General features: G+C 63.8%; 22 protein-coding genes and 1 tRNA gene. 10 read left to right on the top strand and 13 right to left on the bottom strand.

Annotation, left to right across the window (positions count from 1 at the left end):
* Nucleotides 1-119: 119 nt before the first annotated feature.
* The 3 genes from ACHIRB_RS03820 (at nucleotide 120) to ACHIRB_RS03810 (ending at nucleotide 2,558) form a co-directional block, all read left to right on the top strand.
* Entirely contained in the window at nucleotides 120-596 is a 477-nt protein-coding gene (locus tag ACHIRB_RS03820) for a hypothetical protein (RefSeq protein ID WP_395123370.1), read from the top strand.
* A gap of 14 nt (nucleotides 597-610) precedes the next feature.
* On the top strand, nucleotides 611-1,462 hold the full coding sequence (locus ACHIRB_RS03815; RefSeq protein WP_395115979.1) for an SDR family NAD(P)-dependent oxidoreductase: 852 nt from the start codon (nucleotides 611-613) through the stop codon (nucleotides 1,460-1,462).
* Nucleotides 1,463-1,541: 79 nt separating this feature from the next.
* The gene (locus ACHIRB_RS03810; RefSeq protein WP_395123371.1) at nucleotides 1,542-2,558 is read left to right on the top strand and encodes a hypothetical protein; all 1,017 of its coding nucleotides are present in this window, start codon (nucleotides 1,542-1,544) and stop codon (nucleotides 2,556-2,558) included.
* Here ACHIRB_RS03810 and ACHIRB_RS03805 read toward each other — a convergent pair whose 3' ends face one another.
* The 3 genes from ACHIRB_RS03805 to ACHIRB_RS03795 are packed head-to-tail and all read right to left on the bottom strand — an operon-like array spanning nucleotide 2,559 to nucleotide 4,940.
* Nucleotides 2,559-3,611 carry an AAA family ATPase gene (locus ACHIRB_RS03805; RefSeq protein ID WP_395115981.1) on the bottom strand — a complete coding sequence of 351 codons (1,053 nt, stop codon included), beginning with the start codon at nucleotides 3,609-3,611 and terminating at the stop codon, nucleotides 2,559-2,561. It lies immediately after the preceding gene.
* Nucleotides 3,604-4,233, bottom strand: a complete 630-nt coding sequence (pnuC, locus tag ACHIRB_RS03800; protein WP_395123372.1) for a nicotinamide riboside transporter PnuC — start codon at nucleotides 4,231-4,233, stop codon at nucleotides 3,604-3,606. The genes ACHIRB_RS03805 and pnuC overlap by 8 nt, the downstream gene beginning before the upstream one ends.
* A 5-nt stretch (nucleotides 4,234-4,238) precedes the next feature.
* Complete coding sequence (locus ACHIRB_RS03795) at nucleotides 4,239-4,940, bottom strand: NUDIX hydrolase (protein WP_395115983.1); 702 nt, start codon at nucleotides 4,938-4,940, stop codon at nucleotides 4,239-4,241.
* Nucleotides 4,941-5,000: 60 nt separating this feature from the next.
* Between ACHIRB_RS03795 and ACHIRB_RS03790 the strand changes: the two genes are divergently transcribed.
* Nucleotides 5,001-5,942 (top strand): ADP-ribosylglycohydrolase family protein, encoded by a 942-nt coding sequence (locus ACHIRB_RS03790; RefSeq protein ID WP_395123373.1) that lies wholly within the window; start codon nucleotides 5,001-5,003, stop codon nucleotides 5,940-5,942.
* A gap of 31 nt (nucleotides 5,943-5,973) precedes the next feature.
* On the opposite strand, the gene ACHIRB_RS03785 is transcribed toward ACHIRB_RS03790, so the two are convergent.
* A complete protein-coding gene (locus ACHIRB_RS03785) occupies nucleotides 5,974-7,521 on the bottom strand; it encodes an alanine/glycine:cation symporter family protein (RefSeq protein ID WP_395123374.1) in 1,548 nt (515 codons plus the stop codon).
* Nucleotides 7,522-8,049: 528 nt separating this feature from the next.
* Nucleotides 8,050-8,135: transfer RNA gene (locus tag ACHIRB_RS03780), tRNA-Leu, on the bottom strand.
* Between the two features lie 106 nt (nucleotides 8,136-8,241).
* Here ACHIRB_RS03780 and ACHIRB_RS03775 point away from each other — a divergent pair.
* Both ACHIRB_RS03775 and ACHIRB_RS03770 read left to right on the top strand, forming a co-directional pair.
* Nucleotides 8,242-9,615, top strand: coding sequence for a M20/M25/M40 family metallo-hydrolase (locus ACHIRB_RS03775; protein WP_395115986.1), 1,374 nt, complete (start codon nucleotides 8,242-8,244; stop codon nucleotides 9,613-9,615).
* Nucleotides 9,616-9,680: 65 nt separating this feature from the next.
* Complete coding sequence (locus tag ACHIRB_RS03770) at nucleotides 9,681-10,214, top strand: YbhB/YbcL family Raf kinase inhibitor-like protein (RefSeq protein WP_395123375.1); 534 nt, start codon at nucleotides 9,681-9,683, stop codon at nucleotides 10,212-10,214.
* 19 nt (nucleotides 10,215-10,233) lie between these two features.
* Here the strand turns inward: ACHIRB_RS03770 and ACHIRB_RS03765 are convergent, their stop codons facing one another.
* The 3 genes from ACHIRB_RS03765 to ACHIRB_RS03755 are packed head-to-tail and all read right to left on the bottom strand — an operon-like array spanning nucleotide 10,234 to nucleotide 12,581.
* Entirely contained in the window at nucleotides 10,234-11,304 is a 1,071-nt protein-coding gene (locus ACHIRB_RS03765) for a quinone-dependent dihydroorotate dehydrogenase (RefSeq protein ID WP_395115988.1), read from the bottom strand.
* Between the two features lie 3 nt (nucleotides 11,305-11,307).
* The gene (locus tag ACHIRB_RS03760) at nucleotides 11,308-11,565 is read right to left on the bottom strand and encodes a DUF5703 family protein (RefSeq protein WP_395116197.1); all 258 of its coding nucleotides are present in this window, start codon (nucleotides 11,563-11,565) and stop codon (nucleotides 11,308-11,310) included.
* Nucleotides 11,566-11,579: 14 nt separating this feature from the next.
* Complete coding sequence (locus tag ACHIRB_RS03755; RefSeq protein WP_199701330.1) at nucleotides 11,580-12,581, bottom strand: NHL repeat-containing protein; 1,002 nt, start codon at nucleotides 12,579-12,581, stop codon at nucleotides 11,580-11,582.
* Between the two features lie 161 nt (nucleotides 12,582-12,742).
* On the opposite strand from ACHIRB_RS03755, the gene ACHIRB_RS03750 reads away from it, so the two are divergent.
* The 3 genes from ACHIRB_RS03750 (at nucleotide 12,743) to ACHIRB_RS03740 (ending at nucleotide 15,946) form a co-directional block, all read left to right on the top strand.
* Complete coding sequence (locus ACHIRB_RS03750) at nucleotides 12,743-13,114, top strand: hypothetical protein (protein WP_395123376.1); 372 nt, start codon at nucleotides 12,743-12,745, stop codon at nucleotides 13,112-13,114.
* 18 nt (nucleotides 13,115-13,132) lie between these two features.
* A complete protein-coding gene (locus tag ACHIRB_RS03745; protein ID WP_395123377.1) occupies nucleotides 13,133-13,663 on the top strand; it encodes a WKL family lipoprotein in 531 nt (176 codons plus the stop codon).
* 111 nt (nucleotides 13,664-13,774) lie between these two features.
* A complete protein-coding gene (locus tag ACHIRB_RS03740; protein ID WP_395123378.1) occupies nucleotides 13,775-15,946 on the top strand; it encodes an MMPL family transporter in 2,172 nt (723 codons plus the stop codon).
* On the opposite strand, the gene ACHIRB_RS03735 is transcribed toward ACHIRB_RS03740, so the two are convergent.
* From ACHIRB_RS03735 to ACHIRB_RS03715, 5 genes are all read right to left on the bottom strand, one after another.
* On the bottom strand, nucleotides 15,867-16,709 hold the full coding sequence (locus ACHIRB_RS03735; RefSeq protein WP_395115992.1) for a heme ABC transporter ATP-binding protein: 843 nt from the start codon (nucleotides 16,707-16,709) through the stop codon (nucleotides 15,867-15,869). The genes ACHIRB_RS03740 and ACHIRB_RS03735 overlap by 80 nt on opposite strands.
* Nucleotides 16,709-17,803, bottom strand: coding sequence for a FecCD family ABC transporter permease (locus ACHIRB_RS03730; RefSeq protein WP_395123379.1), 1,095 nt, complete (start codon nucleotides 17,801-17,803; stop codon nucleotides 16,709-16,711). Before ACHIRB_RS03730 ends, ACHIRB_RS03735 begins: the two co-directional genes overlap by 1 nt.
* A complete protein-coding gene (locus ACHIRB_RS03725) occupies nucleotides 17,803-18,834 on the bottom strand; it encodes a heme/hemin ABC transporter substrate-binding protein (RefSeq protein ID WP_395123380.1) in 1,032 nt (343 codons plus the stop codon). The genes ACHIRB_RS03730 and ACHIRB_RS03725 overlap by 1 nt, the downstream gene beginning before the upstream one ends.
* Before the next feature lie 96 nt (nucleotides 18,835-18,930).
* Complete coding sequence (locus ACHIRB_RS03720) at nucleotides 18,931-19,665, bottom strand: endonuclease/exonuclease/phosphatase family protein (RefSeq protein ID WP_395123381.1); 735 nt, start codon at nucleotides 19,663-19,665, stop codon at nucleotides 18,931-18,933.
* A gap of 11 nt (nucleotides 19,666-19,676) precedes the next feature.
* Nucleotides 19,677-20,609 carry an aldo/keto reductase gene (locus ACHIRB_RS03715; RefSeq protein WP_395123418.1) on the bottom strand — a complete coding sequence of 311 codons (933 nt, stop codon included), beginning with the start codon at nucleotides 20,607-20,609 and terminating at the stop codon, nucleotides 19,677-19,679.
* Nucleotides 20,610-20,773: 164 nt separating this feature from the next.
* Here ACHIRB_RS03715 and ACHIRB_RS03710 point away from each other — a divergent pair, with 164 nt between their 5' ends.
* The gene (locus ACHIRB_RS03710; protein WP_395123419.1) at nucleotides 20,774-21,616 is read left to right on the top strand and encodes an undecaprenyl-diphosphate phosphatase; all 843 of its coding nucleotides are present in this window, start codon (nucleotides 20,774-20,776) and stop codon (nucleotides 21,614-21,616) included.
* Nucleotides 21,617-21,621: the final 5 nt, after the last annotated feature.

The following is a 21,621-nucleotide window of genomic DNA, read 5'->3' as shown; positions in this document are numbered from 1 at the left end:
ACCCCTCGTCGAAGATGCCGGTGGTCGCTCCCGGCCTGCATTCGAATACCCGTTCCGATCGTTGCGAAACCGAACGATTGTCCAGGTTGGCACTGAGATTCGGCGGGTACTCGGTAGCCATGGCAAGCGCACTGGACAGCTACGTCGGGACTCACTACGTCGGATCGACCGGAGGCGTGCAACTGATCAGGCGGATCGCCGCATCCCACCATGGTTCGACGGATGTGCTGGACCGACTCGTGCGAGAGATCGACTACGACCGCAAGAAGCTGAGCGAGATCATGAAGAAACTCGATATCTCGCCGAGCCGTACCGCGGTGCTCGGCGCGTGGCTGGGGGGCCAGGTCTCAGGTCTGCAGCTGACGGACCGGGTGTTCGGCCGCTCGCCGTTGACCGCACTCACCGAACTCGAAGCGATGTTGCTGGGCGTCACAGGTAAAGCGGCACTGTGGCGGGCGCTGCGGCTGCTCGCCGTTGACGACGATCGGCTCGATATTGCCGAACTCGACTACCTGCTCGCGCTCGCAGAGGGTCAGATTGTGGCCCTGGAAGCGTTGCGGAGCGAGGTCGCTGTCGCGGCATTGACCGAAGGCTAGTAAGAAGTACCTCCATGACCAAGACTGTTGTGATCACCGGTGCGAACAGCGGTATCGGACTCGGCATGGCTCACGAGTTGGCTGCCAGGGGCGCGACGCTCGTGTTCGGCTGCCGCAACCAAGCCAAGGCCGAGGTCGCGCGCAAGGCCGTCGTCGAGCGGACACCGGGAGCAGAGGTCGACGTGTTGTCTCTCGACCTGTCGTCGTTCGACCATATTCGGACGTTCGCGAAGGAACTCGCCGCGCGCCACGACCGTGTGGATGCGTTGATCAACAATGCGGGTGCCTCGCCGATCAAGCAGCACTTCACCGACGATGGCTTCGAAATGCAGTTCGGAGCAAACTATCTGGGTCCGTTTCTGCTGACCCACCTGCTACTTCCGCAACTGCAGGCGGCGGCCACAGAGACGGGTGACGCCCGTGTCGTGCACCTGTCCTCGGTGATGCACAACATCGGCAGCATCGATCCTGACACGTTCACCGGCCGAGAGCGCTACTTCGCACTCGCTGCGTATGCGCAGTCGAAACTCGGCAATCTGATGTTCAGCAACGCACTCGCACGACGGCTGCCGGCAGGCATCACCTCGACTGCGATGCACCCCGGCGGCGTGGATTCCGAGGTCTACCGCGAGTTGCCTGCGCTCGTGTTGAAGCCGCTTCGCCTTTTTCTGATCTCGCCTGACAAGCCGAGCAAGCTTGGCGCCGACCTCGCGATCGGTGACCGCTATCGCGGACGCTCGGGTGAGTACTTCACCGCGCAGCCGCCGGGCTTCGCGAGCCGCACCTCGCGCGACATCGGTAAGCAGGACGACCTCTATCGGCGCAGCGCCGCGCTGACCGATATCGAGGCACTCGCGGTGCGCTGAGTCCAGTCGGGCGAACCCCATTGGTGTGTGCAAGAGTTCGACACATCAGTCGTCAGCTTCGGAAGGGTTTACAAAGCGAATGAGCAACGATCCACAGGCTGTCACAGGGAAATTGCTCGACGCGCTCGTCGAGTTCATCTTGGCCGAGGTCACCGACCGGTTCGACGACGTTGTCGTCAGAGAGATCGATCTGGTGCTTGCCGGAGCAGATTCGATCCGACTGGGTGACGTCGTCGATCCGGCTGACGTGAAGGTCACCGCCCGCATCGGTGTCGATCAGGTCGGCGGCAGCGCTGTCGTCTCCCAACTCGTCGTTCCGTTCGCCGACGTGTTCTACAACCTCGACGCAGCCTCGGAACACAACCTGGGTGACGTCATCGATCGAGATCAGGTGCAGGCGCTCATCAATGCCGTACTCGGGCTCACGACCGCACAGGAAAGGCTTTTCGAGCGATTGACGTTGAGCCCCTTGATCGCTCAGCTTGCATCCCGGTTCGTCGGATCGATAATCAACGACTTCGTTGCAGGCAACAGGAAGAAAGCCGAGCGCCTACCCGGTATGTCGTCCATCTTCTCGGTCGGCGACAAAGTGGTTTCGACAGCCGCGAAAGTCGGCAAGGGCCAACTCGACGCAGTCGCTGGCATGGGCGCGCAGTATGCGCTCAAGCAAACCGAAGGTGCGGTCCGCGATCTGGTCAAGAACGGACCTGTCGAAGAAGCGGTGCTCGAAGTGTGGGACCTGCACGCGAACGAACCGGTCAGCGAACTCCGCCTGTACGTCTCCGAGGAAGAGAACCGCGAGCTCGCCGAGCTCGCTTACGGAGCGGCAATGTCGACGCGCAACAAGGAGTACCTCCTGGCACTCGTCGACGCGTGGATCGACACCTTCTTCGAGAACTTCGGCCAGTCGACTGTTCGTGAGTTGCTCGACCAGTTGGGTTCGAGCCGTGACGACTTGATCGCCGAAGCTGCGCGGTTCGCACCGCCGATCATCGACGCGCTCATCGCCAACGGTGTGCTCGCCGATCAGCTTCGGCAGCGGCTCGAGCCGTTCTTCTCCTCCGACGCGGCGATCGCGATCGTCACCGAGGGATAGCTAGGCCCGGGTCTGTGATTCCTCGAGCGATGGTCCGATTCGCAATGCTTTCGCGAGCAGCGGTTCGACGAAGGCGCGCGCATCGGCGACCCTGTGGTCGGCCGTGCCTCGCACCTCGATCCACGGGACCGACTGGGCGGTAAGCACGTCCCGGAATCGCTGTTGCATTGCACGGCGCAGATGCTCGCCGTCGCGGAGTCCGTCCTGGACGAACGGAATCTCGTCGCCGGTCAACACGTATGCCAGCGGTCGGTGCTGTGCGGCGCGTTCGACAAGGTGCTCGGGACACGGACCGACGTAGCGTTCGTGCCAGATCGTCGTTGCGAGAGCGTCCGTATCGCAGACGAGCAACGGAATCGGTGCTCGTCGTCGCGCGCGTGTCTCGGACTCGATCTGGCGGTCCATGACGAGATCGAATTCGTCGCTTCGCCATGGTGTGTTCGGGCCGCCGGGACGCTCGACGGAGTAGGTTCGGCCGTACTCCGGAACCCAGTCGGTGGCAAAGGATTCGGCCAGTTTCGTTGCTAGCGTTGTGGACCCGGTCGACTCCGCACCGAGAACAACGACGCGCTGCGTGAACCACGCCCGCACCGGGGGAGGAAGCTCGGCCCAGTTGCCGATGACGTCGTCGCGTATCGCGGTGCCGGACACCGGATTGGTGAGTCGACCGGGATCGACGTGCACCCGCTCGGCGGCGAGCCGGCGGGCCAATTCGTTGCCGTAGGGCTCGCTCGTGAACACCGCGTCGACAGGTTCGTCGAGTAGGTCCTCGATGATCGGCATGTGGAGATCCCAGATATCGGGGTCTCCGAAGTCGATCCGAGCGTCGTCGATCGCGCTGACAACCCGCGCGGTCGGGTGCTCCTCACGTAGCCAGGACGCGCGGACCTCGAGCGGAATGGTCTCGACCGACGCTCCGAGGATCTCGATCGTCACCCGCTCGCACGCTCGCTGCGCCGTGCGGATCACCGCTTGATGACCGGAGTGCAACGGGTAGAACTTTCCGAGCACGAGTCCGTGGCGGAAGCGTCGACTGCCTTCGGCGTCAGACACGGACGAGGTCCGCTCGGGTGTCCTGGGCCGCGCGGCGCACCGCCAACCACTCTCGAAGAGCAAGCGCGCACATGATGCAGAATCCGCCGTACAGCAACGCTGTAATCGACAGCCCTGCAGACAAATACAGCCATACGTAAGCGATATCGACGGCAAGCCACACCAGCCAGCTCTGCCACCAACGCCGATTGAGCATGATCTGGGCAACGACGCTTGCGGCCATCGTCGCCGCGTCCGACGTAGCGACCGTCGAGTCGGTGAACTCGAGCAGCACCCACCGCACGGTGAGAGTCACAAGTACGAAAGCCGCAACGAGCGCCAGTACTGCGAGGCGCGGAACGCTCGAGACGAACGCCTCGTCACGCCTCAGATTCGCCGAGGCTTCCCACTGCCGGGTCCGCATCCAGTCGATCCAGCCATGACCGGCAAGGACGAGGAACACAACCTGCAAGCCGACCTGCGCGTAGAGCCCTGCGGTCCAGAACAAACCCATGAACAGAATCGTGTTCGCGATTCCGATCGGGTAATTCCAGATGTTTCGACGCCACGCCAGCACCACACACGCTGCGCCCGTGACGAATCCCATGACCTCGACCCAATGTGCAATCCACCAGTTCTGCATGCCGTTCACCTCGTCACGTCGATTCGATGTGCTTCGAAAACTCCCGCGGCAGATCGCGGCAGGTAGGTCCCGGCTCGTCGCCGGAACAGTTCCGCAGGCCGACCGCCTGCCGCTGACGACACCTTTCCGGTGCTGTCCAGGCCGTCGCTGACTTGCCTGCGAAAGGTGTCCTTGGGGAGCGCGTGCTCGTAGATCGCCTCGTAGAGCTGGCGCAGCTCGAGGACTGTGAACTCGTGTCCGATCAGGTAATCGGGATCCACCTCGTCCGCGTACCGAGCACGCAGATCGGCGACAGCGAGCCGCACCATTCGTGCGTGGTCCCATGCCAGGGATTCGTCGGGTTCCCCGTCCGTAACGCCAACGAGGAAGGCGTTGCCTGGCAAACGATCTCGGGCGACGGCGGTTCCATACGCCATGGACATGACCCACCCGCGGTAGTCGCGCGTCGGGTCGTCGAATATCGCGAGCTGATGCATCTCGACGTCCGAAACGCCGGCTTTGGTGCGCAGTGCCCTGTCGGCGGCGTCGCGGGTCCGCTCGTTGGGGTGCACGAACGTGCCTGGTAGGGCCAAGCCATCGTGGGGTGACTCGACGACCAGGACGTGCAGGCGTGCTTCGGCGACTGTAAGGACCGCGACGTCGACCGCGAGCGAGGGTCTCGGGTAGTCCCGCAGGGTATTGCCGCTTGCGTTGCGCCATTCGGACATGTCGGTACCTTAGCGCATAATTGATCTATAGTTAACGCAAATTCGATCTAAGGGGCGCAAATGAATGAAGCATTGGATCTCGATCGAGCTGCCGGCGTCCTGCTTGGCACCGCTGCTGGCGACGCGCTCGGCGCGGGGTACGAGTTCACCCATCCGACCGCGGAGCAGGCGATCGACATGGTTGGCGGCGGATCGTTCGACTGGGCTCCGGGGGAGTGGACGGACGACACCTCGATGGCGATCGCGGTCGCTATCGCGGCGAAGGACGGTGCAGACATCGGTCGCGGTGACGGACTCGACGCGGTCGCCGCGGGATTTGTCGACTGGTTCGACTCGAATCCGCCGGATATGGGCATCCAGACCCGCTCGGTGCTCTCGTCTCGCTCGCAGTCCGCTCACGAGATGGCAAGGTGCGCTAAGAGGCTCGGTGGCCGGACGGGTGGCAACGGCTCGCTGATGCGTACGGCGCCCGTGGCTCTTGCCTATCTCGACGACGAGGATGGGTGTCTTTCGGCGGCCGCCGCGATCGGCCGGCTGACCCATGCGGACGACCGAGCGACAGAGGCATGTCAGATGTGGACCTACGCGATCCGGCACGCGGTCCTGCACGGCAACTTCGACGGTGTACGCGGCTACCTCGAGAAGGCACCGACAGCAGTCGCAGAGTTCTGGTCGCCGCTGCTCGATGCGGCCGAAAACGGTGTCCCGGCGGACTTCGCCAACAACGGCTGGGTCGTCCATGCGCTTCAGACAGCCTGGTGGGCGATCACCAACACCGACGACTCTTCTCCCGAGCATCTCCAGCACGCCCTCGAAATGGCCGTGCGCGCAGGCGGTGACACCGACACGACGGCCGCGATCGCGGGTGGACTGCTGGGAGCACGGTGGGGTGCATCGGCTGTGCCCGCACGCTGGCGTCGAATCCTGCACGGCTACCCTGGTTTTCGGGCAGACGACCTCGTCGGAATTGCGGTGCAGATTGTACTGAAGGGCAAGCGCTGATCAGTCGCGTTGGCCCGCTCCAGATTTCCGCTCACGCGTCGACGTGGAGATCCCGTTCCTTCCCGGTGAGCGGATCCCGGGTCTCCCAGAATGTCGCATTGGGTATGCCGAGGGCTACGGGATCGAAGATCGGATCGACGCCATCTTTCTTCTGCTTCTCGTAGTCGCGGAGTGCTTTGTACGCGGGCTGCTGCAAAATGATGATGCCGATGATGTTCAGCCAAGCCATCAGGCCCACGCCGATGTCCCCGAGCGTCCAGGCCTCGCTGGCCGTCGAGACCGCGCCGATCGCGACCGACACCAGCACTAGTGCCTGAAGTAGCAGAGTCGCGTTGGATCCAACGGTTCCACCGATGAACCTGACGTTCACCGGCGAATGCTTACCGAGGACGAACCGCAGGTTGGTTTCGGCCATGTAGTAGTAGGCGATAAGCGTCGTCAGGCAGAAGAAGAGCAGCGATATTGCCACGAACGACGAACCGGCCCCGCTCCACAAGGTGTCGAATCCGGTCTGGACGAAGGTCGGCCCGACTGCCACGTCAGCCGGCAGGATGCCTCCTTCGGCGATCACCCGGCCATCTGCGCTCTCGCCCTCGTACACCCGGTAAGCGCCTGTCGACAGGATCAGGAACCCGGTGGCGGTGCAGATGAACAGGGTGTCGATGTATACCGCGAATGCCTGCACCAGGCCCTGCTTCGCGGGGTGCGATACCTCCGCAGCCGCAGCAGCATGCGGACCGGTCCCCTGGCCCGCCTCATTGGAGTAGATGCCGCGTTTGACACCCCACATAACCGCCGAACCGATGATGGCACCGAATGCGGAATCGATTCCGAGCGCGCTGGCGAAGATCGTACTGATCATGCCGGGCACCTCACTGGCGTTCATGGCCACGATGATCAAGGCGAGCACGATGTAGATGATGGCCATAAACGGCACGACGATCGAGGCGAAGGTAGCGATGCGCTTCACGCCGCCGATGATGATGAACGCGAGCACGATCACCGTGCAGATCGCGACCCACCACGTGGAAACGCCCCAGGCGTTGTTCATCGCCAGGGCCATCGAGTTCGACTGCACACTTGGGAGAAGCAGACCGCAGGCAAGAATAGTGACAAAGGCGAAGATGTACCCGTACACCTTGAACGCGGGGGCCGCGGCGGTGTGAGACCATGCACGGCTCAAGTAATAAGCGGGCCCCCCGCGGTATTCGCCGGTGAGTGCGTCGCGAATCTTGTAGATCTGCCCCAGCGTGCATTCCACATAGGATGTCGACGCTCCCAAAAAGGCGACCACCCACATCCAGAACAACGCGCCCGGTCCGCCGAATGCGATCGCGGTCGCTACACCGGCAATATTGCCCGTGCCGACGCGTCCGGCCAGCGACATTGTGAGTGCCTGAAAAGACGACACTCCCGACGGCGATTTCTCGCCCTTCAGCATCAGACGGATCATTTCCGGTACTTGGCGGACCTGAACGAACCGTGACCTGACGGAAAAATAGACGCCGGCAGCCAGGCACAGATAAACCAGCGCATTGCTCCAGATGTAGCCGTTTATGGTGCTGAGAAGTTCGCTCACCAGGGACCTCGCTTCTATCGAGACCGGACTTTTCGGGCACGTGCACCATGAATGTTCGCATCGCTGGAGTGCTCACGCTACGTCTACGTCACGACACGATCCAGCAGATGCTTCTGCGGTTGGCGCCGACACGCTTCCGCGTGGAGCGCGTAGTCGTCGCACAGGGCGTGAAATGAGCTGTATCGCAACATGATCGGTGGCTTGGGGGCCACGCGGAAGGGTCTATCTGGGGTTCAGTCCAGCAGGATGGTGTACCTGCCCCACTGCCGGTGTTTTGCGCGCCAGTCGGCGATCAACGCGACCATGTGGGGGACCCGGGTCGAAAGTCGCGAGAGAACGGACGGCGGTCAGGGCATCCCAGAGGCTGGCTCAGGCGTCACGCGGCATAGCGGACCTGTATCGATGTCGCGGGACCGAGGGTAGACGGTGTCGCCCGTCGCAGATCCGAAAAAGTCGAGGCGCGCGGTCGCAACCACCCATACCAAAGCAAAAACCCCGCAGCACTGCTGCGGGATTTTTGTTGGACTGTGTCCGAGGGGGGACTTGAACCCCCACGTCCGTTAATAGGACACTAGCACCTCAAGCTAGCGCGTCTGCCATTCCGCCACTCGGACTTACGTTCACGCTGTGCGCGCTGAGCTAGGTTATCCGATTTGTCGGCAGGGCCAAAATCGCCCCTGCTTTCCCACATCAGAGGTTGTGCGGTGGTAGTAAGGGACGGTGTCGACCTCACAAGATTTCCCCGCGCGAACTGCGTCCGATACCGACCACGACGCCGCAGTGGGTGAGGTCGTCGACATCGTCAGTCGGCTGATTCAGTTCGACACCTCGAACACCGGTGAACTCGAGACGACCAAGGGCGAGCGTGAGTGTGCCGAGTGGGTGGCGAGCATGCTCCAGGAGGTCGGCTACGAGACCGAATACGTCGAATCCGGCGCACCGGGGCGCGGCAATGTCTTTGCGCGCCTTGCCGGTCGGGAGACCGACCGCGGTGCGCTGCTCGTGCACACCCACATCGACGTGGTTCCCGCCGAGCCTGCGGACTGGAGTGTGCACCCGTTCTCCGGTGCCGTCGAAGACGGCTACATCTGGGGTCGGGGCGCGGTCGACATGAAAGACATGGTCGGCATGGCTATCGCCTTGGCGCGGCAGTTCAAAGCCGAGGGCACTGTTCCGCCACGTGATCTGGTCTTCGCGTTTCTCGCCGACGAGGAGGCGGGCGGCACTTACGGATCCCATTGGTTGGTCGAACATCGGCCGGACCTGTTCGAGGGAATCACCGAGGCGGTTGGCGAGGTCGGTGGCTTCTCATTGACCGTGCCAAGACCGGACGGCACCGAGCGGCGGCTGTACCTCGTCGAGACGGCCGAAAAGAGTCTCTGCTGGATGCGGTTGACCGCGAAGGCACGAGCGGGCCACGGATCCTTCCTGCACGAGGACAACGCCGTCACGATTCTCGCCAAAGCGGTCGCGCGGTTGGGCACACACACGTTCCCGCTCGTGATCGCCGACTCGGTAGCCGAATTCCTGCAGGCCGTGGGGGAGGAGACGGGACTCGACTTCGACCCCGCGTCCCCGGATCTGGACGGCACGCTCCAGAAGCTGGGCAGTATCTCCCGCATTCTGGGAGCGACCCTGCGCGACACCGCCAACCCGACGATGCTCAAGGCCGGCTACAAGGCCAACGTGATCCCGCAGACTGCCGAGGCGGTTGTGGATTGCCGCGTCGTGCCCGGGCGGCAGGCGGAATTCGAGCGGGAGGTCGACGAACTCATCGGGCCCGACGTCGAGCGTTCCTGGATCACGAAACTGGATTCCTACGAGACGACCTTCGACGGTCATCTCGTCGACGCGATGAACGACGCGATCCTCGCGCACGATCCCCACGGCCGTGTCGTTCCGTACATGCTGTCCGGCGGGACCGATGCAAAAGCATTCGCGCGCTTGGGCATTCGCTGCTTCGGCTTCGCGCCACTACGGTTGCCGCCAGAACTGGACTTCGCAGCGCTGTTTCACGGAGTCGACGAGCGGGTACCTGTCGATGCCGTGAAATTCGGCACTCGCGTGCTCGGGCACTTCCTCCTGAATTCCTGACCCGCTGCTCCTGAACCAACACTCCTGACCCACCACCGATCGAGTAACCACGAAAGGAACTGCACATGATGTACAACCCGTACGACGCACTGCCGAAACTTCCGACGTTCACCCTGACCTCGAGCGACGTCACCGACGGCGAACCGCTCGGTAACGACCAGGTCAGCGGCATTCTCGGCGCAGGCGGCCGCGATCTCTCGCCGCAGCTCTCGTGGAGCGGATTTCCCGAGCAGACCAGGAGCTTTGCCGTCACGGTGTACGACCCCGATGCGCCGACCGCGTCCGGCTTCTGGCACTGGGTGGTGGCGAACATCCCGGCGTCGACTACGTCGTTGCTGAAGGGATCGGGCACGGACGCGACGCTCGGACTCCCGCAGGGTGCCGTCACGTTGCGGTCGGATGCTGGACTGAACCGCTACGTCGGTGCTGCTCCGCCCGCCGGACACGGACCGCACAGGTACTTCATCGCAGTCCATGCCGTCGACGTCGAGGAGTTGGACGTCACCGCCGACTCGATGCCCGGCTACCTCGGTTTCAACCTGTTCGTCCACGCCATCGCGCGGGCCTACATCGTCGGGACGTACGAGGAGAAAGAGTAGAACGCGGCGCGGCGCCGGGTCAGCTCACGATCTCGGCGCCGACCGCCTCGGCGATGTTTGCATAACCGGCCTCGCGGACCTTTCGCGCGAGACCGCGGTGAATCTTGCGGGTCCAGAACAACCCGCCGTAGATGAACCCGGTGTAGCCCTGCAGCAGCGTTGCGCCGGCAAGGATGCGCTCCCAGGCTTGGTCGACGGTCTCGATGCCGCCGACCGACACGATCGTCAGTTGTCCGCCGACGCGCGCGTGCAGGCGACGAAGCACCTCGAGTGATCGTTCGGCGACAGGTGCGCCCGACAGGCCACCTGCGCCCATTTCGGCGACGAGGTCGGGGTCGGTCCGCAGGCCCTCGCGGCTGATCGTCGTGTTCGTCGCGACGATGCCCGCAAGTCCGAGTTCGACGGCAAGATCAGCGACGGCATCGACGTCGTCGTCGGACAGGTCCGGCGCGATTTTCACCAGGACCGGTACCGCGACGGTGTCGAGCACCGCAGCGAGCAGAGGGCGCAGCGACTCGACGGCCTGCAGGTCGCGCAGGCCGGGGGTGTTCGGAGAGCTGACATTGACGACGACGAAGTCGGACAGCGGGCCGAGCAGCAGAGCGCTGGCCGTGTAGTCGGCGGCTGCCTCCTCGGCTGCCACAACTTTGGTCTTGCCGATGTTCGCGCCGATCGGAACGCCCGTCCGGCGGCGCCGTAAGTTGTTGGCGGCGTTGCCCGCACCGTGATTGTTGAACCCCATGCGGTTGATGAGCGCATGGTCCTCGGGCAGCCGGAAGAGACGTGGTGACGGGTTGCCCGGCTGCGGCTGCGCTGTGACCGTGCCGATCTCGGCGAAGCCGAAGCCGAGCGGATCCCACGCGTCGACGCCGGCCGCGTCCTTGTCGAAGCCCGCAGCGAGGCCGAGTGGTGCGCGGAAGTCGAGCCCGAATGCGCTGGTCCGCAGAACCGGATCGTCGACCACCAGGATCTTGGCCAGCGCGGCGCGCAGCGGTGGGACGCGTGCGGTCAGTCGCATCAAGGCGAAAACGAGGTGGTGGATCCGCTCTGGTGGGATCAGGAACATCAAACGCAGCAAAATGCCGTACATGCCTCAGGTCCCGGTTTGGAGTGTCGAAACGTCGTTCGTGTCTGGTGTCGACCACGTCCGTCGCCGCTTGAGCAGAACGCGCCTGCTGCCATCGTGATAGAGCCGTACGCGCGAGAGCTCCCAACCACCGAACTCGGCTTGGATGGCGAGTCGCATGGACGCGGTCACGCGGCTGACATCGGGCGGAAGGCGCAGCGGAATGTACTCGTAGTCGTCGCCGGCAGCCGGATCGTTGATGGCGGCTTCCCAGCTTGCGGGCATTGCGGCGCGGATCGTCACGTGCGACCTCCGATTCGTTGCAGACCGTCTCCGGTTGCCGAGCCGACCAGCAGCTCACCGGTTGTGCTGTCGACGACCACCGAGTTCGGCTGGCGCACGGTCGCCCAGCGCGCAACCTCGACAGGCGACCCGCTCGCCAGGTTGTACCCGACGACCTCGTTGGTTGCCGTCAGCGTCACCCACGCAATGTCCGCACGATTGTCGTAGGTGACCGCATAGGGCGACGTGCCAACGGGATACCGCTGCCGCAGGACCAACGAGTCCGCGGTGAAGACGAGCAGCTCACCGCCGGTGGTGTCGGTCACTAGAATACGTCCGTAGTGATCGGTCGCAAGATTTGTCGCGCCTTCACCGGCGCGTAATGCGAGTCCGAGCTTTCCACCGTCGAGATCGAGTTCGGTCAATGAAGTCTGACGCTTGTCGAGCGCGGCGAGCGCGCCGTCGACCGTAGCGAGCGCGTCTGCGGAGCTCAAACCGTCGATGGTCTCCGTGGAGCCTGCGTCCGGTCCGATCAATTGCACTGCGCCGGAAGCGGTTCCGACGGCGAGGCGGCCATCGGGTAGCACCTGTGCCGACAGCGCATCGCCGTCGACAGGCACGGTGGTGACAGCGCCTGACCGCACATCGACCCGGTCAACGTGTCCGGCACCGGGTACCAGTACCTCGCCTGGCCGCCCGGCGGCGACGGTGACCCCGCTGTCGACATCGACGGGCCGTGGCGTCGCACCGGGGGAGCGCGAATCGATCAATAGCAAGCCGGCATCGGATGTGAGTGCAGCAACAATTCCGGTATCGGAATCGAGTGTCATGGCGGAAATCGACGTGCCTGCGAGCTCGACCAGACCGGCCGGTACGGCAGAAACGGTGGGTGACACAGCGGCCGTCGCAGGTTCGATGGTTTGGGGATCGTCGCGTTCGGAATCCGAAGAACAGCCCGTGAGCAGCACCGATGCCACGACCAACGGAACGCCGAGCCGGTATCGCTTCCGCAAACGCACCCATACCTCCTAGACGACGCCACCGTTTCGGTAGTGCCCATATCTGATCACGTCGCCACGACAAACGAGACCGTGGGTGTTGCGGGGTGATTGCGAAGTCGCACACGGGCACACGGAATAGGGTTAACGTGGTCGGCGGTCGAAGCGGTCACATGGGTGAGATGGTCGGAGTTCCATTGGATACCAAAGCGACACCCGAGTTCACAGTCGAAGACATCAGCGTCGGTGCCTACGCGCACGGTTTCGGAACCAGCGGCGACGGACGCCCGTACGCATTTCGCGTGATCAGGCGAACCATCCACGTCGAGGTGTACCGCGAGGACCTCGATCACACCGTGCCCAATCAGGAAGATGTCGCAGCGCTCGCCGAAGCGTCGATCACCGACATCGACCTGAACGACGAACGCAGCATCGTCGCTCTCGTGCGCGACCTCGTCCACACGGCGGAACCGGTGGAACGAGAGGTCGCGAGCGAGTCGACAACGGTCCGTGCGTTCCTGAGTCGGATCAGCTCGGTAATCGACTCCATCTAGGCCAGTACAGTTGAACTTGTGACGAGGACGACACCATCGCAACGTAAGCGCCAACGAGCACTGACCGTGGCAGTCGCAGGCCTCTGCGGGACATTGCTCGTCGCGGCCGCAGGGTGCGGTAGCGATGTAGTCGACGCGTCGTCGTATTCGAACGATCGGTCCGCATCTCCGACGAGCGTCTCGTACCCGAAGGTGCCGTCCGCTGCCGACCTCGACGCCCTGCTCATCGGTGCGCTGAGCCGAACCATCTCCGACGACGAACGCATCGCCCTGATCGAGGACGGTGAAGCGTTCCGAAGCGCGATCCCCGACCTGTACAGGGCGATCGACGAAAATCCGAATGCCCGATTCAAGGTTGTCGATCCCGTCTTCGACAATCACGACGGCACACTCACCGCGACGTTCCAGCTCGACAAGGATGGTCGCGGCACCGACCTGAAAACCGCTGTCGTGCACTTCGTCGCGAGTGACGGTCGGTGGAAGATCTCGCGAGACGACCTGTGCGGCATCCTGCGCCAGGCGAACTATCGCACCCAAGCCTGTGGCTGACGACCGAGGCGGCTCCGCCGCTCGTGAGTCTTTTCGGAGGGCGGGCCCACCGAAAAGACTCACGAGGCGCGTAGCGCCCTCGCCCTTTTTCGGTGCGCAATGTGAGTCTGCGTGTTCCTAGCCTGGGGACGTTTCGTCTATCGCGCCCGCTACGGCGTCATCGCGGTGTTCGTCATCCTCGTGTCCGTATCGGGCATCTACGGGCTCGATCTGTCGAAACGATTGAGCCAGGAGGGCTGGTTCGACGACACCAGCGAGTCGGTCAAAGGTTCCAAGATCGCCGACGCGACCTTCGGCCGGGAGACCGACGGCGACGTCATCGCGCTCTACACGGCGCCCGAGGGCAATACAGTCGACGACCCCGAGATTCGGGCGCGCGCCCGCGAACACTTCGAACGGCTGCTCCGCGACGAATCTGCGCTGATCCTGAAGATCGACAGCTACTGGGACACCGGCATCCAGAAACTCAAGGACGATTCCAGTAAGCACGCATTCGCCAGTATCGGACTTCGCCGCGAGGGTTCGGTGACCCTCGAGGACTACAACGCGATCAAGGGTGATCTGCCCATCGAGGGGCTCACGTTGCAGTTGGCCGGCGTGCAGCCTGTGGTCGATGCGCTGAACGAGGGTATGCAGCAAGACATTCGACGTGCCGAGATCATTGCGCTGCCGTTGGTCGCTTTGTTGCTGTACTTCGTGTTCGGCGGTGTGGTTGCGGCGCTACTTCCGGTGCTGATCGGTGGGATGACCATCATCGGCTCTCAAGGTCTGATGCGGCTGATCACCAACGTGATCGACGTCAATGCCTTCGCTACGGCGGTCGTCACGTTGGTCAGTCTCGGTTTGGCGATCGACTACGGGCTCTTCGTCGTGAGCAGATTTCGAGAGGAAGTCGCGCAGGGCAGATCGATCGAGGACGCCGTCGCCCGCACTGTGGCAAGTGCGGGCCGGACCGTCGTATTTTCGGCGTCGATCATCGTCGTCTGCCTCGGTGGTCTACTGATCTATCCGCACGGCGTCCTCAAATCGGTGCCGTACGGCGCAATCAGTTCGGTCGTGCTCGCGGCAGGCCTGTCGATTTCCGTGCTGCCCGCGGTGCTCGGCATCCTCGGTAAGCGGATCGACCTGCTCAGCTGGAAGCGCTTCTCGCAGACCAGAACTCCGGAGCAGATCGACGCGGGCTTCTGGTCCCGACTTGCGACGTGGGCGATGCGACGTCCCAAACTCATCGTCTTCCCGATCATCATCGGACTCGCTGCGTTGATCGTTCCGTTCGGCGGGATGGAGTTCGGCGGTCTCAGTGAGCGCTACCTGTCGCCGACCGATCCCGCCCGAGTGGCGCAACAGGACTTCGACCGTATGTTCCCGCAGTTCCGGACCGAACCCTTGCGTCTGGTCGTGCTCGGTGCCGACAACACCCAACTCGGGGAGATTCGTGCGCAGGCGAGCGACATACCCGGTCTGACAGGACGTTTCGAGCCGACGGCCGCGACGAAGGACGGTGTGAACGTTCTCGAGGCCGGCTTGGTGAACAAGATCGATGCCGACGTCGTGATCGACAGAATCCGAGCGCTACCGGAGCCGGACGGCGTGCAGGTGCTCGTCGCAGGGATCCCCGCGCTGGAGTACGACAGCATTCGAGGTTTGATCAAGCGGCTGCCCTGGCTGGTCGCCATTCTGGTCGCGGCATCGCTGCTCCTGATGTACCTGGCATTTCGCTCGATCGTGTTGGCAATCAAGGCAATTGTGATCAGCGCACTGAGCCTCGGCGCGACGTTGGGACTGTTGACGTGGGTCTTCGTCGACGGTCACTTCTCGTCGCTGCTCAATTTCACACCAGGTCCGATCATGTTCGCGGTTCTCATCGTGATCGTCACGGTCGTATTCGGTCTGTCGACGGACTACGAGGTGTTCCTGATGTCACGCATGGTCGAAGCGCACGACCACGGCGCAGACACACAGGAAGCGATCCGGTACGGCATCGCGCGAACGGGTGGTGTGATCACGGCCGCCGCGTCGATTTTGATCGTCGTCACGGGTGCCTTCGCCATGTCGGACCTCGTGCTGATGAAGTGCCTTGCCATCGGCATGATTGCCGCACTTCTACTCGACGCGACCATCATTCGGATGTTGCTCGTCCCCGCGGTGATGAAGATGCTGGGAAAGTGGTGCTGGTACGGGCGAATCTCGTTGCACCACAAGGTCAACGCCGAGGCAGCACCAACTGCGCGCCCGTCTCCGGATGCGCAAACACTTCCACTGGGTGGTCGTAGACCCTCGTAAGCAGTTCCGAAGTAAGGACTTTGCGGGGTGGTCCGTCGGCGACCATCCTGCCCTTCTCCAATACCGCGACGCGGTCGGCGTAGGCCGCTGCCAGCCCGAGATCGTGCAGTACGACGACAACGGCGACGCCGGTCGCGGCTCGCTCGCGGGCAAGACGCATCACCGTCTCCTGGTGGGAGAGGTCGAGCGCGGCGGTCGGTTCGTCGAGTAGCAGCGTGCCGGTTCGTTGGGCAAGCACCCGTGCCAATGCGACACGCGCACGCTCGCCTCCCGACAACGCGAGAAAGGGTCGGTCGGCAAGGTGGCCGACGTCGCAGATGGCGAGCGCTTCCTCGACGCGAACGTCGTCCTCGTCGCGCAAGAGGGTTCGACTCCACGGTGATCTGCCCATGGCCACAACCTGTTTCGAGGTGAACGCGAAGCCGATCGTGTGGCTCTGCGGCAGCACCGCACGACGCTGGGCCATCTCGACCGGCGTCCACGACGACAACGGCCGACCGTCCAACTCGACGTGACCGGATGCGGTCGCCTGCTCGCCTGCGAGGGCAGCCAACAGCGTCGACTTACCTGCGCCGTTCGGGCCGACCAGCGCGACGACTTCGCCTGCGACAACGTCGAAATCGATGTCGGTCAGCACGCGGCGCTCGCGCCGGTCGACGGCGAGGCCGACCGCGCGCAATGTCACACCACCCGGAGCGGTCGCCGTTGGGACGTCGATCTGCGCGACAAGAACACCTTTGAGTCGGACGAATCGTGACGCCATCACGCCCACCCACCTTGCTGGGCTCGGGTTCTACGCAGCAACCAGAAGAAGAACGGTCCGCCGACGAGTGACGTCAGCATGCCGAGCGGTAGGTCGGCGTTGTCGACGAGGGTCCGTGCGCCGATGTCGGCAGCAAGCAGAACGATCGCGCCGCCGAGTGTGCTGACCGGGATCAGCACCCGATGCGCCGGTCCGACAAGCATTCTCACCAGGTGCGGCACGACAAGACCGACGAAAAGGATGATGCCGGTGAAGGCGACGCTGGATGCGGCGAGAATGGCGACGATGACGATCGCGACCTGACGTAGCCGTTCGACGTCGACGCCGAGGTTGCGTGCCGCGGTCTCGCCGAGAGCAAGCAGGTCGATGCGTGGGGAGATGATGATCGCGGCAACGATGCCGACCATGGCCATCGGGCCGACGATCACAACCGCTTCCCACGTCGCTCCGTTGAGGCTGCCCAACTGCCAGAAGACCACTTGATCGCGGGCAGCAGGTGTCGCGACGAAGGTGAGGAAGGCAATGACGCCACCGGCAAACGCGTTGATCGCGATGCCCGTCAGAATCAGCGTCACGACCTCCGTACGACCTTCCGACCTCGCCAGCAGATAGACGAGAGCGGTCGTCGCGAGACCCGCCGCGAAAGCGGCCGCTGCAACGGCCCAGCCCGCGGCAAACGCGCCCCCGACGACGATCACGGTGCTCGCACCCACCGCGGCGCCCGCCGATACGCCGATCACGCCGGGTTCGGCCAGCGGATTGGCAAACACGCCCTGCAGCAAGGCGCCTGCGCAGCCGAGTGATCCACCGACCAAAATCGCCAACACAACCCGCGGGAAGCGGACCTCCCACAGCGTCACTTCGCCTGCGGGATGTGCGGGCATCGGTCCAAGGTCCAGATGCATGCGGTGCGCGATGCTGCCGAGGACCTCTGCCACGGTCGTCGGAACCTGGCCGAGGCAGGCCGAGACCAACGCGAGGACGAGCAGCAGAACCGTGAGGCCGACTATTCTCGCCGTGGTTCTGCTCAGCGAAACCCTCGGGGGCTGCGCGGTTTTGGGCGCCCTGTCGCGCAGCCGGAACTTCGTCGCCATCAGGACTTCGGCGGATAGATCGCGTCGGCGAGTGCAGCAACTACGTGGCCCGTGTTCGGACCGAAACTCAGCAGCACGCTGTCCTGCATGTCGACGACCCGCTTGTTGCGCCCAGCGGGGGTCTGCGCGACGCCGGGAATCTTTTCGAGTCCGTCAGGGCCGCCGATCGATTCGAGTCCGTCGGTCATGAGAAGAAACACGTCCGGCGCGGCTGCGATGAGGGCCTCGCTGGTGACCGGTACGAACGCCTGCGTGATGCCCGAGGCTGTACCGGCGTCGACCGCGCCGAGCGCTTCGATGAGCGAGTCGGCTCCGGAGCCCTGTCCGGCGAGCATCGTGAGCGCAGTACTACGCAGATAGAGAAATGCGATCTTGAGCGGCGAGTTCGGCGCTGCAACATCTTTGGTCGCGTCGGCGATTTCTTTGCTGCTTCGCTCGGCGAGCGCCCTACCTTGTTCCGGAACGCCGAGCGCCGCGGCGACAGCTTCGATCTGCGGCGAGACGCCGTCGAGGGTGCGAGTCGGATCGAACAGCACGACAGGCACTCCAGCCGCACGTAGCTGATCGCGAACTGCGTCGGGTCCGATTGTGGTGTCGGACAGGAAAACTGTCGGGCGAAGGGCGAGAATCGCTTCCGTCGCAAGCGAATTGCCCGCCGGCGTCACGTTGGGAACGTCCTCGACCGCAGGGAACGCTGCTGCCGTACTTCGACCGACCAGCCGGTCACCTAGACCGAGCGCGTAGACGGTCTGGGCAAGAGTGCCGTAGCGGTCTGCCGCGACAATCCTGCTGGTGTCGGTGATGGTCACGTCGGTGCCGTCGAAACTGCGGACGGTTACGGGAAGATTCGATACCGGAGCGGTCGCGATCGGCTCCGGGTCGAGTGTCGCAAGTTTCGCTGTGGTCGCGCCGGACTGGTCGGCCGATCCTTCGGGTGTGGTCGATGTGCAGCCTGTGAGCAGTACGGCCGAGGCCAACCCGATGCTGCCGAGAATCATTCGGTAGCTCTTCACCCGGAATCGGCGGCTCATACCTGACCTTTCGTCTGCGGTGCAGCGTGGCTGCGGTGCGTTCGTGCGCGTACGAAACCAAACTACGGTCTCGCAACCGACGATGGTGCATGCAGACTATGAACGCAGTCGGAACGAGCAGCGCACACCGCAGTGGTCGCTGAGCGCGCCGACGTCGTCACGGGCGGGCCATACCTCCCGGCCAGTGAGCTCTAGCTGTGTGGCTGCTATGTGGTCGATGAGCGGTCCGTGCGGCGTAGCGCCACCGGTGTGCAGTTGCCAGCCGTCCAGCAGTTGATCGAGGGCAGCCGCTACTCGAAGCGGCTGGCGCCCCCGCGGCACACGCTGATTGAAATCGCCCGCGATGACCTGCGGCTCGGCGTCTGTGCCCGTACCGAGTCGATCGTGTAGTTGTCGGATCTGCTCGCAGCACTCCAGATGTTCGGACCACGGCTCGGCGTCACTGCGTCCGGTGCTGACGTGAGCGGACATCCATGGGATACAGACAGCCGTCACCCGGATCGGTCCGAGAGGCGTCTCGGTCCGTGCGGTGAGGACTCGACCGCTGCCCGCACCGGTATCGATACGTACGAGATCTACGAACGGTGTTCGTGACCACGCAAGTACTTTCCGGCGGCTTTTGGGTGCGTCATATCCCCAATCCGCACCCGCGTCCACGATGTGTCCGTCGGATGGCAGCAGTTCGCGGCAACCCTCGGTGATGACGATGACATCCGCGTCGAGATTTGCGATTGTCGTGATGACGCGGGAGCCGCGGTAGTTGCTCGGTTGCCTGGACGAACGGGACGGGGTCGCCCATTGGGTGTTCCATGTAGCGATGCGGAGCGTCATCAGCGGCGTCCCTACGCGCTGACGTCGTCCAGCGCTGCTGCGATCGCGCGGGGGAGTTCGAGTTCCTCCGCAGCGAGTACGCCGGTCAACTGCGCGCTGTCGCGGGCGCCGACGACGGCCGTGCAAACGCCACGCCGATCGCGGACCCACGCGAGTGCGACTGCGAGGGGCGAGGTCCCCAGACCGTCGGCCGCGGTGACGACGGATTCGACAACCCGGCTCGCTCGGTCGGTCAGCAGTTCACGAATGTCGTCGCTGCGCTGCTCGTCGGCACCGCGCGAATCCGCGGGGGTGCCCGACCGATACTTGCCGGTCAGGATGCCGCCAGCGAGTGGTGCCTGCGCGAACAGTCCCGCACCGTGGTGGCGCGCGCTCGGCACGAGCTCGTATTCCGCAGACCGGTCGAGCAGCGAGTACGAATTCTGGGCCGAGATCAGCGTGGTCGACACGGCTCCGGCCAGGGTCGCGAGCTGCCAGCCGGCGAAACCGGTGACGCCGACATAGCGTGCGCGTCCCGACGTGACGGCGTAGTCGAGTGTCGCTGCGACCTCGTCGATCGGGGTCTGGTCGTCCCATGCGGCCACGTGCCAGATGTCGAGGTGATCGGTACCGAGTTCGGCAAGGGTGTTGTCGAGCTGGCGTAGCAGGATGCGGCGCGAGGAATCGACCCGATGGATGCCCTCGCTGGAGACGTCGATGCCGGAACTGCCACCGATGACAAGTTGGTCGCGGGGGACCACGTCGCCGAGCAGCTCGGCGAGTATCCGCTGCGCGGTGCCGTTCGTGTAGGCAGGCGAAGTGTCGACGAAATTGCCCCCGGCCTCCGCGAATGCCGATAGCTGGGCCGCAGCCTCGTCACCATCGGTTTCGCGTCCCCACGTGAGGGTTCCGAGTCCGATACGCGATACCCGAAGTCCGCTGTTGCCGACAGTTCGCTGCTTGATCACCGCGCCAGCGTAGTCGGCCGTACCGGACATCAGCGCAGCAACCGAGCAATGTCACAACGCGAACGAAGGTCGGCGCCGGGTAGGGTCGCGGGCGTGAAACGTGTGCTTAGCAGGGGTAATTGGGTCGTGCGTGATTTATCGGACAAACGAGTCGGCCGTTGATCGGCGAATCGATGACCTGGGTACAGGCCATCATCCTCGGCATCGTCCAAGGTCTCACCGAGTTTCTCCCGATCTCGTCGTCGGGTCATCTGCGCATCGTGTCCGAGGTCTTCTTCGGCGACGACGCAGGTGCGTCCTTCACGGCCGTCACGCAGCTCGGCACGGAGTTGGCGGTACTCGTCTACTTCGCCAAGGACATCGGCCGCATCGTGATGGCATGGTTCCGGGGACTGCGCAGCGAGGAACACCGCGATCTCGACTACCGCATGGGCTGGTACGTGATCATCGCGACCATCCCGATCGGCGTGCTCGGGTTCCTTTTCAAAGATCAGATCCGTACCGGGGCACGCAACCTGTGGCTGATCGCGACGATGCTCATCGTGTTCGCGCTCGTGATCGCCGCTGCCGAGCACTTCGGTAAGAAGGAACGTCCGATCGAAAAGCTGACGACCCGCGACGGTCTGGCTATGGGTTTCGCACAGTGTCTTGCGCTCGTGCCAGGCGTGTCGAGGTCCGGTGCGACGTCGAGTGCGGGTCTGTTTCTCGGCCTCTCGCGTGAAGCCGCCGTCCGCTTTTCGTTTCTGCTCGCGATCCCGGCCGTCACGGCGTCGGGCTTGTTCAGCCTGCCTGACGCGTTCGAACCGGCCGGTGAGGGACTCAACGCAAGCGGTGCCCAGCTGCTCGTCGCAACCGTCGTTGCGTTCGTCCTCGGCTATGCGTCGATCGCGTGGCTACTGAAATTCGTCGTGAATCATTCGCTGTACTGGTTCGTCGGCTACCGCATCATCCTCGGCGTCGGCGTCCTCGCGCTGCTGGCCACCGGGGTCGTTTCGGCGACGTAGGCGGC

Source organism: Antrihabitans spumae, assembly GCF_043944905.1.
Lineage (GTDB): Bacteria > Actinomycetota > Actinomycetes > Mycobacteriales > Mycobacteriaceae > Antrihabitans > Antrihabitans spumae.
Note: the sequence above shows the minus strand (reverse complement) of the source record. Positions and strands in the feature narration are given on the sequence as shown.

What these genes read in the sequence shown, in the direction of transcription:
- pnuC (WP_395123372.1), bottom strand. Translation starts at nt 4,233, where the DNA reads ATGCAGAACTGGTGGATTGCACATTGGGTCGAGGTCATGGGATTCGTC.
- ACHIRB_RS03725 (WP_395123380.1), bottom strand. Translation starts at nt 18,834, where the DNA reads ATGAGCCGCCGATTCCGGGTGAAGAGCTACCGAATGATTCTCGGCAGC.
- ACHIRB_RS03820 (WP_395123370.1), top strand. Translation starts at nt 120, where the DNA reads ATGGCAAGCGCACTGGACAGCTACGTCGGGACTCACTACGTCGGATCG.
- ACHIRB_RS03795 (WP_395115983.1), bottom strand. Translation starts at nt 4,940, where the DNA reads ATGTCCGAATGGCGCAACGCAAGCGGCAATACCCTGCGGGACTACCCG.
- ACHIRB_RS03760 (WP_395116197.1), bottom strand. Translation starts at nt 11,565, where the DNA reads ATGCCCGCAAGCTGGGAAGCCGCCATCAACGATCCGGCTGCCGGCGAC.
- ACHIRB_RS03735 (WP_395115992.1), bottom strand. Translation starts at nt 16,709, where the DNA reads ATGGCGTCACGATTCGTCCGACTCAAAGGTGTTCTTGTCGCGCAGATC.
- ACHIRB_RS03810 (WP_395123371.1), top strand. Translation starts at nt 1,542, where the DNA reads ATGAGCAACGATCCACAGGCTGTCACAGGGAAATTGCTCGACGCGCTC.
- ACHIRB_RS03730 (WP_395123379.1), bottom strand. Translation starts at nt 17,803, where the DNA reads ATGGCGACGAAGTTCCGGCTGCGCGACAGGGCGCCCAAAACCGCGCAG.
- ACHIRB_RS03720 (WP_395123381.1), bottom strand. Translation starts at nt 19,665, where the DNA reads ATGACGCTCCGCATCGCTACATGGAACACCCAATGGGCGACCCCGTCC.
- ACHIRB_RS03770 (WP_395123375.1), top strand. Translation starts at nt 9,681, where the DNA reads ATGATGTACAACCCGTACGACGCACTGCCGAAACTTCCGACGTTCACC.
- ACHIRB_RS03790 (WP_395123373.1), top strand. Translation starts at nt 5,001, where the DNA reads ATGAATGAAGCATTGGATCTCGATCGAGCTGCCGGCGTCCTGCTTGGC.
- ACHIRB_RS03765 (WP_395115988.1), bottom strand. Translation starts at nt 11,304, where the DNA reads ATGTACGGCATTTTGCTGCGTTTGATGTTCCTGATCCCACCAGAGCGG.
- ACHIRB_RS03815 (WP_395115979.1), top strand. Translation starts at nt 611, where the DNA reads ATGACCAAGACTGTTGTGATCACCGGTGCGAACAGCGGTATCGGACTC.
- ACHIRB_RS03750 (WP_395123376.1), top strand. Translation starts at nt 12,743, where the DNA reads ATGGTCGGAGTTCCATTGGATACCAAAGCGACACCCGAGTTCACAGTC.